At 68.2% G+C, this 17689-nt stretch carries 16 protein-coding genes; 9 read left to right on the top strand and 7 right to left on the bottom strand.

Annotated features, from left to right (window positions below; translation table 11 throughout):
* Positions 1–13: 13 nt before the first annotated feature.
* Positions 14–694: a PadR family transcriptional regulator gene (locus ACY34M_RS36620; protein ID WP_462720839.1), complete on the bottom strand. Its 681-nt coding sequence runs from the start codon at positions 692–694 to the stop codon at positions 14–16.
* A gap of 374 nt (positions 695–1068) precedes the next feature.
* On the opposite strand from ACY34M_RS36620, the gene ACY34M_RS36625 reads away from it, so the two are divergent.
* The gene (locus tag ACY34M_RS36625) at positions 1069–3807 is read left to right on the top strand and encodes a transglycosylase domain-containing protein (RefSeq protein WP_462720838.1); all 2739 of its coding nucleotides are present in this window, start codon (positions 1069–1071) and stop codon (positions 3805–3807) included.
* Between the two features lie 129 nt (positions 3808–3936).
* Positions 3937–5448, top strand: a complete 1512-nt coding sequence (locus ACY34M_RS36630; RefSeq protein ID WP_462720837.1) for a glycosyltransferase family 87 protein — start codon at positions 3937–3939, stop codon at positions 5446–5448.
* Between the two features lie 89 nt (positions 5449–5537).
* Here ACY34M_RS36630 and ACY34M_RS36635 read toward each other — a convergent pair whose 3' ends face one another.
* The 3 genes from ACY34M_RS36635 to ACY34M_RS36645 all read right to left on the bottom strand — a co-directional run bounded on the left by ACY34M_RS36635 (position 5538) and on the right by ACY34M_RS36645 (position 8219).
* Positions 5538–6569 carry an alanine racemase gene (locus ACY34M_RS36635; protein ID WP_462720836.1) on the bottom strand — a complete coding sequence of 344 codons (1032 nt, stop codon included), beginning with the start codon at positions 6567–6569 and terminating at the stop codon, positions 5538–5540.
* Positions 6570–6627: 58 nt separating this feature from the next.
* Entirely contained in the window at positions 6628–7749 is a 1122-nt protein-coding gene (locus ACY34M_RS36640) for a lipid II:glycine glycyltransferase FemX (protein ID WP_462720835.1), read from the bottom strand.
* Positions 7750–7898: 149 nt separating this feature from the next.
* Positions 7899–8219: a hypothetical protein gene (locus ACY34M_RS36645; RefSeq protein WP_462720834.1), complete on the bottom strand. Its 321-nt coding sequence runs from the start codon at positions 8217–8219 to the stop codon at positions 7899–7901.
* Between the two features lie 286 nt (positions 8220–8505).
* Here ACY34M_RS36645 and rpsF point away from each other — a divergent pair, with 286 nt between their 5' ends.
* From rpsF to rplI, 4 genes are all read left to right on the top strand, one after another.
* A complete protein-coding gene (rpsF, locus tag ACY34M_RS36650) occupies positions 8506–8796 on the top strand; it encodes a 30S ribosomal protein S6 (protein ID WP_164559357.1) in 291 nt (96 codons plus the stop codon).
* Between the two features lie 75 nt (positions 8797–8871).
* Positions 8872–9471 (top strand): single-stranded DNA-binding protein, encoded by a 600-nt coding sequence (locus ACY34M_RS36655; protein WP_462720833.1) that lies wholly within the window; start codon positions 8872–8874, stop codon positions 9469–9471.
* Between the two features lie 62 nt (positions 9472–9533).
* On the top strand, positions 9534–9770 hold the full coding sequence (gene rpsR, locus ACY34M_RS36660; RefSeq protein WP_003949403.1) for a 30S ribosomal protein S18: 237 nt from the start codon (positions 9534–9536) through the stop codon (positions 9768–9770).
* A gap of 18 nt (positions 9771–9788) precedes the next feature.
* Positions 9789–10235: a 50S ribosomal protein L9 gene (gene rplI, locus ACY34M_RS36665; protein WP_385758999.1), complete on the top strand. Its 447-nt coding sequence runs from the start codon at positions 9789–9791 to the stop codon at positions 10233–10235.
* Positions 10236–10437: 202 nt separating this feature from the next.
* Here rplI and ACY34M_RS36670 read toward each other — a convergent pair whose 3' ends face one another.
* Entirely contained in the window at positions 10438–11775 is a 1338-nt protein-coding gene (locus ACY34M_RS36670; protein WP_462720832.1) for an MATE family efflux transporter, read from the bottom strand.
* A gap of 459 nt (positions 11776–12234) precedes the next feature.
* On the opposite strand from ACY34M_RS36670, the gene dnaB reads away from it, so the two are divergent.
* Positions 12235–13716 carry a replicative DNA helicase gene (dnaB, locus tag ACY34M_RS36675; RefSeq protein WP_462720831.1) on the top strand — a complete coding sequence of 494 codons (1482 nt, stop codon included), beginning with the start codon at positions 12235–12237 and terminating at the stop codon, positions 13714–13716.
* Between the two features lie 86 nt (positions 13717–13802).
* On the top strand, positions 13803–15185 hold the full coding sequence (locus ACY34M_RS36680) for a serine hydrolase domain-containing protein (RefSeq protein ID WP_462720830.1): 1383 nt from the start codon (positions 13803–13805) through the stop codon (positions 15183–15185).
* A gap of 134 nt (positions 15186–15319) precedes the next feature.
* Here the strand turns inward: ACY34M_RS36680 and ACY34M_RS36685 are convergent, their stop codons facing one another.
* Positions 15320–15772, bottom strand: coding sequence for an N-acetyltransferase family protein (locus tag ACY34M_RS36685; protein WP_462720829.1), 453 nt, complete (start codon positions 15770–15772; stop codon positions 15320–15322).
* A gap of 9 nt (positions 15773–15781) precedes the next feature.
* Positions 15782–16273, bottom strand: coding sequence for a MarR family winged helix-turn-helix transcriptional regulator (locus ACY34M_RS36690; protein WP_462720828.1), 492 nt, complete (start codon positions 16271–16273; stop codon positions 15782–15784).
* 146 nt (positions 16274–16419) lie between these two features.
* Here ACY34M_RS36690 and ACY34M_RS36695 point away from each other — a divergent pair, with 146 nt between their 5' ends.
* Complete coding sequence (locus ACY34M_RS36695) at positions 16420–17625, top strand: MFS transporter (protein ID WP_462720827.1); 1206 nt, start codon at positions 16420–16422, stop codon at positions 17623–17625.
* Positions 17626–17689: the final 64 nt, after the last annotated feature.

Below are 17689 nucleotides of genomic sequence, written 5' to 3' on the forward strand. Positions count from 1 at the left end.
TCCTGACCGGACTTCACGTGGCGGTGTCGTCGGACGGATCCGGCCGGGTGCTGTCCCGGTGCCGGGGCAGGCCGCCCGTCTCTCCAGATGTGTCCTGCTGCGTCGCGTCCCCCGGGCCGGAGCGTCGTTGGTCGCGGCCCGCGCGCTCGCTCTCGATGAGCTCGTTCAGCCAGCGCACCTCGCGCTCCACGGACTCCATGCCGTGCCGCTGCAGCTCGAGCGTGTAGTCGTCCAGGCGCTCGCGGGTGCGGGCGAAGGAGATGCGCATCTTCTCGAGGCGCTCCTCCAGCCGACTGCGGCGACCTTCGAGGACGCGCATGCGCACGTCCCGCGAGGTCTGCCCGAAGAAGGCGAAGCGCGCGGCGAAGTGCTCGTCCTCGTATGCGTCCGGGCCGGTCTGCGAGAGCAGGTCCTCGAAGTGCTCCTTACCTTCCGCCGTCAATCGGTAGACGATTTTGGCGCGACGCCCTGCGAGTGGAGTCGCGGAGGTGTCGTCGGGTCCTGAACCCGATTCCTCGATCAACCAGCCGTTGGCGACCAGCGTCTTGAGGCAGGGGTACAGCGTCCCGTAGCTGAAGGCGCGGAAGATTCCGAGTGAAGTGTTGAGTCGCTTGCGCAGCTCGTAGCCGTGCATCGGGGACTCGCGGAGCAGACCGAGTACGGCGAACTCGAGGATGCCGGAGCGTCGGCTCATCGTCGTCTCCTCTCTGCCGCGGTCCCTTGTATCGACTCTTTATGTCGAGCTGATGTATCGACTCGATACATCACGACGATAGAACTGCTCTTCGGCCGCGGCAAGTGCGATCACGGTGAACGGCGTCACATCACCGATTCGTAGGAATCGAGTTGCCTGATTTGGGGTGAAGTTCGGCCCTAGGAGGGTTTTGACGGTGCGTAGTCTGTCCGCCATGCAGACCACCGGGAACCAAGTGACGCCAGTGGGCGTCGTCGTCCCTGGTGTAGTGCGGGTGAGTGCCGAGAGGGGCGCATCCGTACTCCGGGGGGACCGGAAACCCGACGCCGTTTCCAGGCGCGCGACCTCGCGCCTGCCCGAGGAGTAGTCGTTCGATGAGCGAGCACCGTCGCAAACCGCCGCAGCCGCAAGGCGGTGGGCGCGCCGCGGCCCGTCGCGGAGCATTCGGAGCACCATCGGGCCGCCGCGCGGCACCGCGTGGAGGTTCCGCCTCTCCCTCCGCTTCCTATGACGCCCCGAGTTCAACGGGTTCGCACGGGAGCCCGGAGGGTGACCGCCCGTGGGCCGGTCGAGCAGAAGCCCGGAAGGCCGCCCAGCGGGGCGGCCGACGCAGGTCCTCCGATGGCGGTGGAGCCGGCGGCGGCGGAGGTCGCCGCGGTGGCGGCGGCCACGGCGGCGGACCCGGTGGCCCGTACGGTGCCGGATCCGGCGGCCCGGAGAAGAAGAAGTTCGTCGACTACCCGCGTGCGCACAAGTACGGCTGGCGTCGCTGGGTGCCGTCCTGGCGGCTGGTGACCGGCATGTTCGTCGGTCTGTTCGGCAGCATGATGCTCGCCGCCGGCATCGCGTATGCGCTGGTGGGCGTGCCCGACCCGGCCAAGACGGCGACGGCGCAGAACAACGTCTACTACTGGTCCAACGGCAAGCAGATGGTCGCCACCGGTGGTGAGACGAACCGCCAGATCATCAAGTACGAGGACATCCCGAAGTCCATGCGCTACGCCGTCATGTCGGCGGAGAACAAGACGTTCGAGACGGACAAGGGTGTCGACCCGATGGGCATCGCCCGTGCCGTGTTCAACATGGCCAAGGGCGGCGAGACCCAGGGTGGCTCGACGATCACCCAGCAGTACGTGAAGAACGCGATGCTGGACGACCAGTCCCAGACGGTGACCCGAAAGCTCAAGGAGCTGTTCGTCTCCATAAAGGTCGGCCGGACCGTCGACAAGGACGACGTCATGGCCGGCTATCTGAACTCGGCGTACTACGGACGCGGTGCCTACGGCATCCAGGCCGCGGCCCGCGCCTACTTCAACGAGGACGCCACGAAGCTCAACGAGAGCCAGACCGCGTTCCTCGCGTCCGTGCTCAAGGGCTCCACGTACTACGACCCGGCGGGCTCGCCCGGCATCGACCCGATCAACGCGACGCCGCAGAAGAACCGTGCGCGCGCCACGAAGCGCTGGTCGTGGATCCTCGACGAGGAGACGAAGGACGGGCGGCTGAGCCAGAGCCGCCGGGCCCAGTTCAAGACCTTCCCCAAGCTGCAGAACCCGCGCTCCAACGCGCAGCTCGGCGGCCAGACCGGCTATCTCGTCGACCTCGCCAAGGCGAACGCCGTCAAGAACAGCAACGGCAAGATCACCGAGGACGACCTGCAAAAGGGCGGCTACGAGATCCACACCACGTTCAACGAGAACAAGGTGAAGAAGCTCGAGAACGCCGTGAAGAAGGTCCGCAAGGCGAACCTCGAGAAGAACCGCAAGGTCAACGGAAAGTACGTGGACCGGCACGTCCAGTTCGGTGGCGCCTCCGTCAGCCCCAAGACCGGTGCGATCGAGGCCATCTACGGCGGTGAGGACGCCACCAAGCACTTCACCAACAACGCCGATGTCACCGGCGCCCAGGTCGGCTCCACCTTCAAGCCCTTCGTCCTCGCGGCCGCCTTCAAGTACGGCGTCAGGAACCCGGAAGGACCCGAGGTCCAGGACGAGACCCAGCGCACGATCGCGTCCCCCAAGAGCCTGTACAGCGGCAAGAACGGGCTCAAGATCAAGGACTGGAAGGGGGACATCTGGACGAACGAGAAGGGCAAGCAGTGGAACCAGACCAACGACGGTAAGCAGTCGTACAACAAGCCCAGCTACCAGATCGATCTGCGCGAGGCCATGCGCGAGTCCGTGAACTCGGCCTATGTGCAGTTGGGCATGGACGTGGGTCTGGACAAGGTGCGTGCGTCCGCCAAGAGCGCGGGCATCCTGGACGACAGCTTCGCCGACTCCAACTACCCCTCGTTCTCCCTCGGTACCTCCGACCCGAGCGCGATCCGCATGGCGGGCGCCTACGGGACCTTCGCGACCAGTGGCCAGCAGAACGACCCGTACTCGGTGACGTCCGTCGACCACGAGGGCGAGAACGTCTTCCGGCACGAGGCCAAGGTGAGGCGCGCCTTCGAGCCGAAGGTCGCCGACAACGTGACGGACGTCCTCAAGACCGTCGTCGACAAGGGCACGGGTACGGCGGCGCGGCTGCCGGGCCGCGACGTGGCCGGCAAGACCGGTACCACCGACGGCAACAAGTCGGCCTGGTTCGTGGGCTACACCAAGCAGCTGTCCACCGCGATCACGATGTACCGGATGGACGACAACGAGAAGTCCCAGAACCGCAAGTTCCTCGAGATGTATGGAACCGGTGGTCAGGAGAAGATCCACGGTGCGTCGTTCCCGTCCGAGATCTGGCACGACTACATGGAGCAGGCTCTGAAGGGCCAGCCGAACGAGCCGTTCCCGGTGCCGGAACCGATCGGAAAGGTCGTGGGCGCGACCCCGAGTCCCACCCCGACCCCGTCGGTCACGCAGACCCCGTCGGAGACCGCCTCGCCGTCCCCGTCGACCAGCGAGAGCACCTCCCCGTCGCCGTCGCCGTCGGAGACGTGCAGCGACTGGGACTGGGCCTGCAAGAACGAGAACGATGGGGACAACGGCGGCACGGACACCGGAGGCGCTACCGACGGCGGAGTGTCGCCCACCCCGAGCGACGGAAGCTCCGACGACACCGGGAACCCGGCAGGCAATGGAAACGGAGGCGGCCTCTTCGGAGGCCCGGACCATTAGCCGACCCGTCCGCAACGCATCGTGTTTCACGTGAAACGCAGCGTGTTCCACGGCAGGCGAGGGCCGCCACACCCGATGGGTGTGGCGGCCCTCGCCCCGTTCTCAGCCTCGTACGGCAGGATGTGCCGCATGCCCAGTGCAGAGACGACGCGTGCGAATCCGCAGGAGCCCGAGCCGGAACAGGTACGGCCGACCAGAGAGGACGAGGTCGCGGCCGTCGGCAGTGAGCTCATCGGTGGACCGGCCGGGCGGCGGGTGCGGTTCGGCGCCTCGTGGTGGTCCCCGGCACGGGTGATCGTGCTCGTCATGCTGGGCATGTTCGCGCTCGGCATGGTCCAGAAGTTCCCCTGCTACGACGGCTCCTGGTTCTACGGCGCCAGCTCCCAGTACACGCACGCGTGCTACTCGGACATCCCGCACCTCTACCAGGGACGCGGCTTCGCCGACGGCCTCGTGCCGTACTTCGACAAACTCTCCGGCGACATGGACTACCTCGAATACCCGGTCCTCACCGGTGTGTTCATGGAGGTCGCCGCGTGGCTGACGCCCGGCAGCGGCTCCATCCAGCACCAGGAGCAGGTGTACTGGATGGTCAACGCCGGGATGCTGATGATCTGCGCGGCCGTGATCGCCGTGTGCGTCACCCGCACCCACCGCAGGCGCCCATGGGACGCTCTGCTGGTCGCTCTGGCGCCCGCCTTCGCGTTGACCGCCACCATCAACTGGGACCTCTTCGCGGTGGCTCTCACGGCCGCGGCGATGCTGATGTGGTCGCGGGGCAGGGCCTTCACCTTCGGCGTGCTGCTCGGGCTCGCGACCGCCGCCAAGCTGTACCCGGTGCTGCTGCTCGGTCCGCTCTTCGTACTGTGCTGGCGGGCCGGCCGGTGGCGGGAGTTCGGCAGAGCGGCCCTCGGCGCCGCCGTCGCATGGCTGGCCGTGAATCTGCCGGTGATGCTCCTCGCCCCTGCGGGCTGGTCGAAGTTCTACACGTTCAGCCAGGAGCGCGGCGTCGACTTCGGCTCCTTCTGGCTGATCATCTCCCAGCACCGGGACACGCCCCTCGACACCGGCGTCGTCAATACGCTGGCCACGACGCTGATGGTGCTCGCCTGCCTGGGCGTCGCGGCGCTCACCCTCACCGCACCGCGCAGGCCGCGCTTCTCACAGCTCGCGTTCCTGGTGGTCGCGGCCTTCATCCTCACCAACAAGGTCTACTCGCCGCAGTACGTCCTGTGGCTGATCCCGCTCGCCGCGCTCGCGCGCCCCAAGTGGCGGGACTTCCTCATCTGGCAGGCGTGCGAGGTCGCGTACTTCCTCGGGATCTGGCTGTACCTCGCGTACACGACCAGCGGGGACAAGCATCAGGGCCTGCCCGAGGACGGATATCAACTGGCCGTCGCGGTGCATCTCTTGGGCACGCTCTACGTCTGCGCGGTCATCGTGCGGGACATCTGGCTGCCCGACCGGGACGTGGTGCGCCGCTCCGGGGAGGACGACCCCTCGGGCGGTGTTCTGGACGGTGCCAAGGACGTCTTCGTGCTCGGTCAGGCGACTCGCCCGCGGCGGCACCGGCATGCCGCGCAGGCCGCCGAAGGGCCGGTCGCGGTCGACTGGGGCCGGACGCCGGAGAGTTCACTCTGAGCGAACGAGCTCGTTGAAGGCAACGAAAAGCGGGTCGGGCGCCTCATGGGCGTCCGACCCGCTTTTCGTATGTCTACGCAGAGGCGTGCTCAGCGATCCACGATCCGGTCGAACTGCGTGGTGGTGTGCCGGAGATGGGCCACCAGCTCCTCGCCGACCTGCGGCTCGGGGGCGTCGGAGGGCACGAACAGGATCGACACCTGCATGTGCGGCGGCTCGGCGAACCAGCGCTGCTTGCCCGCCCAGACGAACGGCGCCAGGTTCCGGTTCACCGTCGCCAGACCGGCCCGTGCGACGCCCTTGGCGCGCGGCATGACGCCGTGCACGGCCTTCGGGGCCTCCAGGCCCACACCGTGCGACGTACCGCCCGCCACGACCACCAGCCAGCCGTCGGAGGGGGCCTTCTGCTGGCGGTAGCCGAACCGGTCGCCCTTCGCCACGCGTGTGACGTCCAGGACGGCGCCGCGGTACTCGGTCGCCTCGTGGTCACCCAGCCACAGCCGCGTACCGATGCGCGCGCGGAAGCGGGTCTGCGGGAACTGCTGCTGGAGGCGGGCCAGCTCGTCGGCCTTCAGGTGGCTGACGAACATGGTGTGCAGCGGAAGGCGGGCCGCGCGCAGCCGGTCCATCCAGCCGATGACCTCCTCGACGGCGTCCGTGCCGTCGGTGCGGTCGAGCGGCAGGTGGATCGCGAAGCCCTCGAGACGCACGTCCTGTATGGCGTGCGCGAGCTGCGGCAGGTCCTGCTCGGTGACGCCGTGCCGCTTCATCGAGGACATGACCTCGACGACGACGCGGGCGCCGACGAGGCCGTGCACACCGTCGACGGAGGAGACGGAGCGGATGACGCGGTCGGGCAGCGGAACCGGTTCCTCGCCGCGCCGGAAGGGCGTCAGGACCAGCAGGTCACCGCTGAACCAGTCCTTGATCCGGGCGGCCTCGTACGTGGTCCCGACGGCGAGGACGTCGGTGCCGAAGCGCGTTGCCTCCTCCGCCAGCCGTTCGTGGCCGAAGCCGTAGCCGTTGCCCTTGCAGACGGGGACGAGCCCCGGAAACTGCTCGAGCACCTGCTTGTGGTGTGCCCGCCAGCGCGCGGTGTCGACGTAGAGCGTGAGCGCCATGGCCGGTCCCGGAACCTTTCGTGGAGAGTACGGAGCTAGGTCAGATTGTGCCGGGCGCTCAGCGCCGCGACATGTAGATGTCGAGCGCCTTGTGGAGCAGCTTGTTGAGCGGGAAGTCCCACTCGCCCAGGTACTCGGCCGCCTGGCCGCCCGTACCGACCTTGAACTGGATCAGGCCGAAGAGGTGATCGGTCTCGTCCAGCGAGTCGGAGATGCCGCGCAGGTCGTAGACGGTGGCGCCGAGCGCGTAGGCGTCGCGCAGCATCCGCCACTGCATGGCGTTGGACGGGCGCACCTCGCGGCCGATGTTGTCGGAGGCGCCGTAGGAGTACCAGACGTGCCCGCCGACGACGAGCATCGTGGCCGCCGCCAGGTTCACGCCGTTGTGCCGCGCGAAGTAGAGCCGCATCCGGTTCGGGTCCTCGGAGTTGAGGGCCGTCCACATGCGCTCGAAGTACGACAGCGGGCGCGGCCGGAAGTGGTCGCGCACGGCCGTGATCTCGTACAGGCGCTGCCACTCGGCGAGGTCCTGGTAGCCGCCCTGGACGACCTCGACGCCGGCCTTCTCGGCCTTCTTGATGTTGCGGCGCCACAGCTGGTTGAAGTTCTTGTGGACCTCTTCCAGGGAGCGGTTCGCGAGCGGCACCTGGAAGACGTAGCGCGGCTGTACGTCGCCGAAGCCCGCGCCGCCGTCCTCGCCCTGCTGCCAGCCCATGCGGCGGAGCTTGTCGGCGACCTCGAAGGCGCGCGGCTCGATGAGGTCCGGCTCGATGTCGCGCAGCCGCTTCACATCCGCGTCCTGGATGCCCTTCTTGATGGAGGGCGCGTCCCAGCGGCGGATGACGACCGGCGGGCCCATCTTCACGGAGAAGGCGCCCTGCTGCTTCAGATGCGCGAGCATCGGGCGCAGCCACTCTTCGAGGTTCGGTGCGTACCAGTTGATGACCGGGCCCTCGGGCAGGTACGCGAGATAGCGCTTGATCTTGGGGAGCTGGCGGTACAGCACCAGACCCGCGCCGACCATCTCGCCGGTGCGCTCGTCGAACCAACCCAGGTGCTCGGAGCGCCACTCCGCCTTCACATCTGCCCATGCGGGAACCTGCATGTGGCTCGCCGACGGCAGGCTCTGGATGTACGCCAGATGCTGCTCTCGGCTGATGGTCCTCAGGGTCAGGCTCATTCGGGGCGCTCCTCGGGCTGGTGTGTCCCCATGGGTACAGGGGCTCCGGCTCTCGCGCCGAAGCCTACTGCGCCCTGCGAGCGCCCCGACCGGCCGTATGGGGGTCGGTGGTGAAGGCCGCCCTCTCCTCGCTGCCGAGATGGGCCGATTCAGCCGATGAGCCCGCCGAAGAGGCCACCGTGGGCCATACCGATGAAGAAGCCGATGGCCGACGCCCCCAGGCCCAGGATCAGGCCGAAGCGTTCCCTGGTCGTCTCGGAGACGAACTGGCCGTAGGCCCCGGTCAGCATGCCGATGAGGCCGGCCCAGGAGCTGAGGAGATGGAGGCCGGTCCAGAGTGAGGAAATGATCGCGATCGCTCCGAGCACCGCGGTCACCCCGAGCAGGGTGTCCGGCAGCGGGTGGGGCTTGCCGTCCGTGGCGAAAAGGGAAGAGGAAGCGGTGCTGTTCGGACGCATTACTTGTGCCATGGGGCACCTCCTGCGGAAGCGGCGCATCGTAGCGCCGTACACACCCGATGTGTACAGATTGCGGTCACGGGCCGCCGGATTTCAACCGGAAGCAGAGGTGCGGGTAGTCTGTACCGTCTGCACCGGTGTCTGTTCACGCCCCCGACCAGGGGCTGAGCCGCTGATCAGCACGGATCCGCTCGGCGGGACCCGATTGTCAGTGGCGGCCGATACCGTTGCTTACGCATAACAACCCTCCTGCCACGGAACGACCGTGGCCGCTGAGTCCAAAGGAGGTGGGTTCCACATGCGTCACTACGAAGTGATGGTCATCCTCGACCCCGATCTGGAGGAGCGCGCTGTCGCCCCCCTGATCGAGAACTTCATGTCTGTCGTCCGTGAGGGCAACGGCAAGGTGGAGAAGGTCGACACCTGGGGCCGTCGTCGTCTCTCGTACGAGATCAAGAAGAAGCCCGAGGGCATCTACTCGGTCATCGACCTGCAGGCCGAGCCTGCGGTCGTCAAGGAGCTCGACCGCCAGATGAACCTGAACGAGTCGGTCCTCCGGACCAAGGTCCTCCGTCCCGAGACCCACTGAACTTCCTAGTTCAGCGGCACTCGGGATTCGAGTAGCACAAGCAGCCAAGCAGCAAACCCGCCGAGAGGTTCCCCCATGGCAGGCGAGACCGTTATCACCGTCGTCGGAAACCTGACCGACGACCCCGAGCTGCGCTTCACCCCGTCCGGCGCGGCCGTCGCGAACTTCACGATCGCGTCGACGCCCCGGACGTTCGACCGCCAGACCAACGAGTGGAAGGACGGCGACGCGCTGTTCCTCCGTGCGTCGATCTGGCGTCAGGCCGCGGAGAACGTTGCCGAGTCGCTGACGCGTGGCATGCGCGTCGTCGCTCAGGGACGTCTGCGGCAGCGTTCGTACGAGACCCAGCAGGGCGAGAAGCGGACGGTCGTGGAGCTCGAGGTCGACGAGATCGGCCCCTCGCTGCGCTACGCAACCGCCAAGGTCACCAAGACCACCGGCGGCCGTGGCGGCCAGGGTGGTGGCGGCGGCTTCGGCGGCGGTCAGCAGCAGGGTGGCGGCGGCTGGGGCGGCGGCCCCGGCGGTCAGCAGGGTGGTCAGGGCGGAGCCCCGGCCAACGACCCCTGGGCGACCGGTGCGCCGGCCGGCGGCGGCCAGCAGGGCGGCGGCGGTGGCGGCTGGGGCGGAAGCTCCGGCGGCTCCGGCGGCGGCTACTCGGACGAGCCCCCCTTCTAGGGATCACTCCCTCGGGGACCGGGCTCGCACCCCACACTTCTTGATCACACAGGAGAAACACCATGGCGAAGCCGCCTGTGCGCAAGCCGAAGAAGAAGGTCTGCGCTTTCTGCAAGGACAAGGTCACGTACGTGGACTACAAGGACACGAACATGCTGCGGAAGTTCATTTCCGACCGCGGCAAGATCCGTGCCCGCCGCGTGACCGGCAACTGCACGCAGCACCAGCGTGACGTCGCCACGGCCGTGAAGAACAGCCGTGAGATGGCGCTGCTGCCCTACACGTCCACCGCGCGATAAGGAAAGGGTGACCGAAACATGAAGATCATCCTGACCCACGAGGTCTCTGGCCTCGGCACCGCCGGCGAGGTCGTCGACGTCAAGGACGGGTACGCCCGTAACTACCTGATCCCGCGGAAGTTCGCGATCCGCTGGACCAAGGGTGGCGAGCAGGACGTGGCGCAGATCCGCCGCGCCCGCAAGATCCACGAGATCGCCACCATCGAGCAGGCCAACGAGATCAAGGCCAAGCTCGAGGGCACCGCGGTCCGTCTGGCCGTCCGCTCCGGCGACGCCGGTCGTCTCTTCGGTTCCGTCACCCCGGCCGACATCGCTTCGGCGATCGAGGCTGCCGGTGGCCCGAAGGTCGACAAGCGTCGTGTCGAGCTGGGCTCGCCGATCAAGTCGCTCGGTGGCCACGAGGCCTCCGTGCGTCTGCACCCCGAGGTTGCCGCCAAGGTCAACATCGAGGTCGTCTCTGCCTGAGCCCTGCTCTGAGCAGTGCTGAAGCGAATGTGGGGCCGCACCCTTCGGGGTGCGGCCCCACATGCTTTCCGGCTGCGTTTCACGTGAAACGGTCGCCTTCACTGATGCGCGGTGTCGCGGTGTCGCGGTGTCGCGGTGTCGCGGTGTCGCGGTGTCGCGGTGTCGCGGTTTCCCGGTTTCACGTGAAACGAGGCGCTACGAGTCAGCGCGTCGCGCCGGTCACGGCCCAGCGTCCCGAGCGGTAGCGGACCCACAGCGTAATCATCCGTACCGTCATCATCAGGGCCATCGCTCCCCACACCGCGGTGAGACCGCCGCCGAATACGGGGACCAGGAGCGCCACCGGCGTGAAGACGGCGAACGTGACGAGCATGGCCCAGGCCAGATAGGGGCCGTCGCCCGCGCCCATGAGGACGCCGTCCAGCACGTAGACGATCCCGCAGATGGGCTGGGACAGGGCCACGACGATCAGAGCGGGCAGGGCGGCGTCCTGCACAAGCTGATCGCTCGTGAACAGCGGGACGAACAGCGGTCTGGCGGCGACGATCAGCACGCCGAGGACGACGCCGGCGGCGATCCCCCACTCCACCATCCGGCGGCAGACCGCGCGTGCGCCCGGAGCGTCGTCCGCCCCGAGGTAGCGGCCGATGATCGCCTGACCGGCGATGGCGATGGCATCGAGGGCGAAGGCGGTCAGGCTCCACAGGGACAGGATGATCTGGTGCGCGGCCACATCGGCATCGCCGAGCCGGGCCGCGACGGCCGTCGCGATCATCAGGATCGCCCGGAGCGAGATCGTACGGACGAGAAGCGGCGCGCCCGCCTGGGCGCAGGCTCTGATGCCCGCCGCGTCCGGACGCAGCGAAGCTCCATGGCGCCGGGCGCCGCGGATCACGACGACGAGGTAGACGACCGCCATGCCGACCTGGGCGATGACGGTGCCCCAGGCCGAACCCGCGATGCCGAGACCGGCACCGTAGACGAGCCCGACGTTGAGTCCCGCGTTGGCGATGAAACCGGCGACCGCCACATAGAGCGGCGTCTTGGTGTTCTGCAGTCCGCGGAGCACGCCGGTGGCGGCAAGGACGATGAGCATCGGCGGAATGCCGAGCGAGGAGATGCGCAGATACGTGATCGCGTAGGGCGTCGCGGTGTCGGAGGCGCCGAAAAGCTCGATCAGTGCCGGGGCCGTGGGCAGAGCAACCGCGACAACCAGGGCACCGAGGATCAGGGCGAGCCAGATTCCGTCCATGCCCTGCTGGATGGCGGACTTCAGATCGCCGGCTCCGACGCGGCGCGCTACCGCCGCGGTGGTGGCGTAGGCGAGGAAGACGAAAATGCTGACCGCGGTCTGCAGCAGGGCCGAGGCGACGGCGAGTCCGGCGAGTTGTGAGGTGCCGAGATGGCCGACGATGGCGCTGTCGGCCATGAGGAAAAGGGGCTCAGCGACGAGTGCGCCGAAGGCGGGAACGGCGAGGGCGACGATCTCGCGGTCGTGCCGGCGTCGGGCGGCCTTGGGTGTCGCGGGAGCCTGTGTCATGAGCACCAATCTAATCTTCCACAGGTAAGAGATGCAATGCGAGACTGACCCTTACTTACGGAGCTCTTCCGCGTGTCGCGCGGCGGGTCTTTCACAGATCTTGGGCCGACTGGGAAAGTTTTTCTTCTGCACAGCCGGTGGATGGGAAAACTGCAGGTCAGAGTATGTGTATGGAATCGCCTGAGGGCTTGTTCACAGCCCTGTCCACCGTGTCGTGCACAGGTTTTGCCCGGTTCTCCACAGCGAGGGGGCCGTCGTCCACACCGCCTGTGGATAACCAGATTGGCTGACGGTGCCCACACGCCTACCGTGGTGCGGCGCCCACCATGTCTCGTGGCCTCGGAAACCTCACAAATCCGACGCGTCGCAAGCGGAGTTGGGCCTCTTATTTGTCAGTGTCGTGCCGTAGGAATGAGGGGTACGGCGAGGTCCGCTCGGCGGACGGGAGGAGGTGGCCCGGTGAGTATCTCCGAGCCTTTGGACGACCCCTGGGCCGATGACGGTCCCAGTGATCGACTCCCCGCTTCCCGGCCGTTCCGGGGCGGTGGCCGAGGCCAGGGCGACCAGCACGAGCGAGGTCGTGAGGGAGGCGGCGGCTGGGACGAGGGTCCCGCCACCTTCGAGCGTGTACCGCCGCAGGATCTCGACGCCGAGCAGTCGGTGCTCGGTGGCATGCTCCTGTCGAAGGACGCGATCGCCGACGTCGTGGAGGTCATCAAGGGGGCCGACTTCTACAAGCCGGCCCACGAGACGATCTTCCAGGCGATCCTCGACGTCTACGCCAAGGGCGAGCCCGCCGACCCGATCACCATCGCCGCCGAGCTGACCAAGCGCGGCGAGATCAACAAGGTGGGTGGCGCATCGTATCTGCACACCCTCGTGCAGACGGTCCCCACCGCGGCCAACGCCGAGTACTACGCGGAGATCGTCCATGAGCGCGCCGTACTGCGCCGTCTCGTCGAGGCGGGCACGCGGATCACGCAGATGGGATACGCGGGCGACGACGACGTCGACGAGATCGTCAACAAGGCGCAGGCCGAGGTCTATGCGGTCACCGAGCAGCGCACCAGCGAGGACTACCTCCCGCTCGGCGACATCATGGAGGGCGCGCTCGACGAGATCGAGGCGATCGGTTCGCGCAGCGGTGAGATGACCGGTGTGCCGACCGGCTTCACCGACTTCGACTCGCTCACCAACGGTCTGCACCCGGGCCAGATGATCGTCATCGCGGCCCGCCCCGCCATGGGTAAGTCCACGCTGGCGCTGGACTTCGCGCGCGCCGCCTCGATCAAGAACAACCTGCCCAGCGTCATCTTCTCCCTCGAAATGGGGCGCAACGAGATCGCGATGCGTCTCCTGTCGGCCGAGGCACGCGTGGCCCTCCACCACATGCGCTCCGGCACGATGACCGACGAGGACTGGACGCGGCTCGCACGCCGGATGCCCGAGGTCTCGGCCGCGCCGCTGTACATCGACGACTCGCCGAACCTGTCGATGATGGAGATCCGCGCGAAGTGCCGCCGGCTCAAGCAGCGCAACGACATCAAGCTCGTGATCATCGACTATCTGCAGCTGATGCAGGCCGGTGGCTCGAAGCGCTCCGAGAGCCGACAGCAGGAGGTCTCGGACATGTCCCGAAACCTGAAGCTGCTGGCCAAGGAGCTGGAGCTCCCGGTGATCGCGCTCTCCCAGCTGAACCGTGGCCCCGAGCAGCGCACAGACAAGAAGCCGCAGGTCTCCGACCTGCGTGAGTCCGGCTCCATCGAGCAGGACGCCGACATGGTCATCCTGCTGCACCGCGAGGACGCCTACGAGAAGGAGTCGCCGCGCGCGGGCGAGGCGGACATCATCGTCGGCAAGCACCGTAACGGTCCGACGGCCACGATCACCGTCGCCTTCCAGGGCCACTACTCGCGCTTCGTGGACATGGCGCAGACCTGATCGGGCGGCGTCGGGGCCGCCGCGCGAAGATCAGCCTGCGGTGAAAATCCCTCGACTGGGGTCGGCGGTCGGGATGGACTGGGGCCATGACGACATCCCCGGAAGAGTTGCTGCCCACCACGCGCCGCGCCCTCCTGCACCGCGTCGCCGTGGCCCAGAGCGAAGGGCGGGCGCCCTCACTCGTGACCGCGGTCGCGCGGGACGGCGAGCTGGTGTGGACCGGTTCGCGAACCTCGGTGGACGGGCACGGGCCGGACGAGCACGTGCAGTACCGCATCGGCTCGATCACCAAGACCTTCACCGCCGTGCTCGTGCTGCGGCTGCGGGACGAAGGCCTCCTCGACCTGGCGGACCCGCTGGACAAGCATCTGCCCGGTACCGGTGTCGGCACGGTGACCATCGCCGAACTTCTCTCCCACACCGCCGGGTTGGCCGCTGAGACTCCGGGGGAATGGTGGGAGCGCAGCTCCGCCGAACTGCGCCCGACCCTCACCGACGTCCTCGGCGAGCGGCCCTTCCGGCACCCCGTGGGCCGTGTCCACCACTACTCCAACCCCGGCTACACGCTCCTGGGCGCACTGGTCGAAGCGGTGCGCGGAGCATCCTGGGAAGAGGTCCTGCGCGAGGAGATCCTCGAACCACTGGGTCTGACCCGCACAAGCGTCCAAGCCCAGCACCCGCACGCCGGAGGCTGGGCCGTGCACCCGTACGCGGATGTGCTGCTTCCCGAGCCGAGCGTGGACCTGGGCCTGATGGCCCCCGCCGGTCAACTCTGGTCCACTACCCGCGACCTGGCCGTCTTCGCCTCCTTCCTCATGGCCGGCGACGACCGGGTGCTGAGCGCGGCGTCCGTTCGGGAACTGCGGACGCCCGCCGCGCCGGTCCTGCCGGGTTCTTGGCAGGAGTCGTACGGGCTCGGGATGCAGGTGGTCCGAGGTGACAGCCTCACGCTGGCCGGACACACCGGATCGCTGCCGGGTTTCGTGGCGGGACTGTGGCTGTGCGAGGAGGAGGGGATCGTGGCGGTCGCCCTCGCCAACTGCACGTCGGGCGTGCCCGTGGCGACGCTCGCCGCCGAGCTGCTGGCGATCGTGGCCGAAGCCGAGCCGCGGCTCCCCGAGCCGTGGCGTCCGCTCCCCGACGTGGATGCGTCCGAACTGGCGCTGACGGGGCCCTGGTACTGGGGGACACAGGCCGTGGTGCTGCGCCTGGCGGCGGACGGCGCTGTCGAGCTGGGGCCGGCGGCCGACGGTGGACGACGCTCCCGATTCCGGTCGAACGGCGACGGCACCTGGACCGGGCTCGACGGCTACTACGCGGGGGAGTCACTCCGGGCCGTCCGGCGGGCCGACGGGACGGTGAGCCACCTCGACCTCGGATCGTTCGTCTTCACGCGGGAGCCGTACCCGGCGGACGGGCCGGTGCCCGGTGGGGTGGACCCGGAGGGATGGCGGGGTATTCCGCGGTGATGCGCGGCACTGTCGGTCGGCTGTTTCACGTGAAACAGCCGACCGACCATGAATCAGCCGATCGACAGTGCCAGATAGTCGGCGTGTGGTTTCACGTGAAACGACGCTTCCTGACCGCCCCTCTGGTCACAGCGTCACAGTTGCAGCTTGAAGCCCAGATGTGAGCCCACGAAGCCCAGCCGCTCGTAGAAGCGGTGGGCGTCGGTGCGCGTCGCATCGGAGGTCAGCTGTACCAACTGGCAGTCCTGGCGCCGGGACTCTTCGACGGCCCACTCGATGAGCTGCGTGCCGAGGCCACTGCCGCGCTCGTCCGCGTGGATGCGCACGGCCTCGATGACCGAGCGGGTGGCGCCCTTCCGGGAGAGCCCGGGGATGATGCTGAGTTGCAGCGTGCCGACGACACGGCCCTCGCGCATGGCGACGACGAGGTGCTGATTCGCGTCGGCCGTCAGGCGGGCGTGCGCGGCGAGGTACGGCGCGAGGTCCTCCGGCGACTCCCGCTGGGCGCCCAGCGGGTCGTCCGCCAGCATGGCGACGATCTCCGGAATGTCCTCGGCCGCGGCCGGCCTGATCTCAAGATCTCCCATGGGGTGAGCCTATGCGGGGAGTCCCGCCGGGCTGCTCTCGGCCGGGGAGACCGCGTGCAGCCCCTCGACGGCCTTCACCAGAGGGGCCAGTTCCGGGTTCTCGGCCGCGGTGTCGAGGGCCTCTCGCAGCGCCGCCGAGTTCGTGGGGCGGGCCTCTTCGAGGAGCTTGAACCCGGCGTCGGAGACGTTCGTGTAGATGCCCCGCCGGTCTGTCGGGCACAGGTAGCGCAGCAGCAGGCCGCGCTCCTCGAGCCGGGTGACCAGACGGGTGGTCGCGCTCTGGCTGAGGACGACGGCGTCGGCCACCTGCTTCATCTGCAGGTGACCGCCTTCCCCGTCGTGCTGACGGCTGAGGACGTCGAGAAGCGAGTACTCGCGCACGCTCAGCCCGTGGCCGGCCTGCAGCGCGCGCTCGATGTGGGACTCGATCCTCCCGTGCAGCAGGGAGAGTGCGCACCAGCTCTGGGAGAGGGCGGTCAGTGCGGGATCTGTGGCGGTCATGGCTACGTGGTTCCTCCGTCTCGGAGCGGGCTCCCTCCAGGGTAGTCGATGCGTGGAGGTTGCCCGCGTTTGCAATTAACCAGCGTCTGCAATTATTGTGAGGTCTCGTAAAGCGCACCCGCAACAGTCTGGAAGGGACCCCTTCAATGCCTCTCGCGCTTCTCGCCCTCGCGATCGGGGCCTTCGGGATCGGGACCACGGAATTCGTGATCATGGGGTTGCTCCCAGAGGTCGCGGGTGACTTCGGCGTCTCCATCCCGACGGCCGGATACCTGGTCACCGGTTATGCACTCGGCGTCATGTTCGGTGCCCCGCTGATGACCGCCCTCGGTCAGCGCATCCCGCGCAAGCGGATGCTGATGCTGCTCCTGGGCTTCTTCATCGTCGGCAACCTGCTCTCCGCCGTCGCGCCCGTCTTCGCCGTCATGCTGATCGGCCGGGTGGTCGCCTCGCTCGCCCACGGCGCGTTCTTCGGCATCGGTTCGGTCGTCGCGGCCGAGCTGGTGGCACCGGCGAAGAAGGCCGGAGCGATCGCCATGATGTTCACGGGCCTGACCGTCGCCAACGTCGTCGGTGTCCCGCTCGGCACCTTCATCGGCCAGTCGGTCGGCTGGCGCGTCACCTTCACGGTCGTCGCCGCGCTCGGTGTCATCGGCCTCGCCGGTATCGCCAAGCTCGTGCCCGACCTGCCCAAGCCGGAAGGCGTGCGGCTGCGTCACGAGCTGGCCGCGTTCAAGAACGTGCAGGTCGTGCTCGCCATGGCGATGACCGTGCTCGGCTTCGGCGGCGTCTTCGCGGCCGTCACCTACATCGCGCCGATGATGACGCACGTCGCCGGCTACGCGGACGGATCCGTCACCTGGCTCATGGTCCTCTTCGGCCTCGGCATGGTCGCGGGCAACCTCATCGGCGGAAAGTTCGCCGACCGCGCCCTGATGCCCATGCTGTACGTGTCGCTGGGCGCGCTCGCCCTCGTGCTCGCCCTGTTCACGGTCACCGCGCACAACAAGGTCCTGGCCGCGATCTCCATCATGCTGATCGGCGCGCTCGGCTTCGCGACGGTGCCGCCGCTGCAGAAGCGCGTCCTCGACCAGGCCTCCGGCGCCCCGACGCTCGCCTCCGCCGTCAACATCGGCGCCTTCAACCTCGGCAACGCCCTCTCCGCCTGGCTCGGCGGCATGGTGATCGCTGCGGGCTTCGGCTACACCTCCCCGAACTGGGTGGGCGCCGTGCTCGCCGCGGCCGCCCTCGTCCTGGCCGTACTGTCCGCGGCCCTCGAGCGCCGCTCGCCCGCTCCTGGCCGGATCGTCGCGGCCGCCGAGCAGCCGCACGCCGAGCCGGTCCACCACTGACAAACCCCCGGTCGGCGGGGTCGACGACGCCCCCGCCCCCAGCACCTCTCAGCACCACCGCAAG

The organism is Streptomyces sp. EDA2-14 (genome assembly GCF_054963755.1).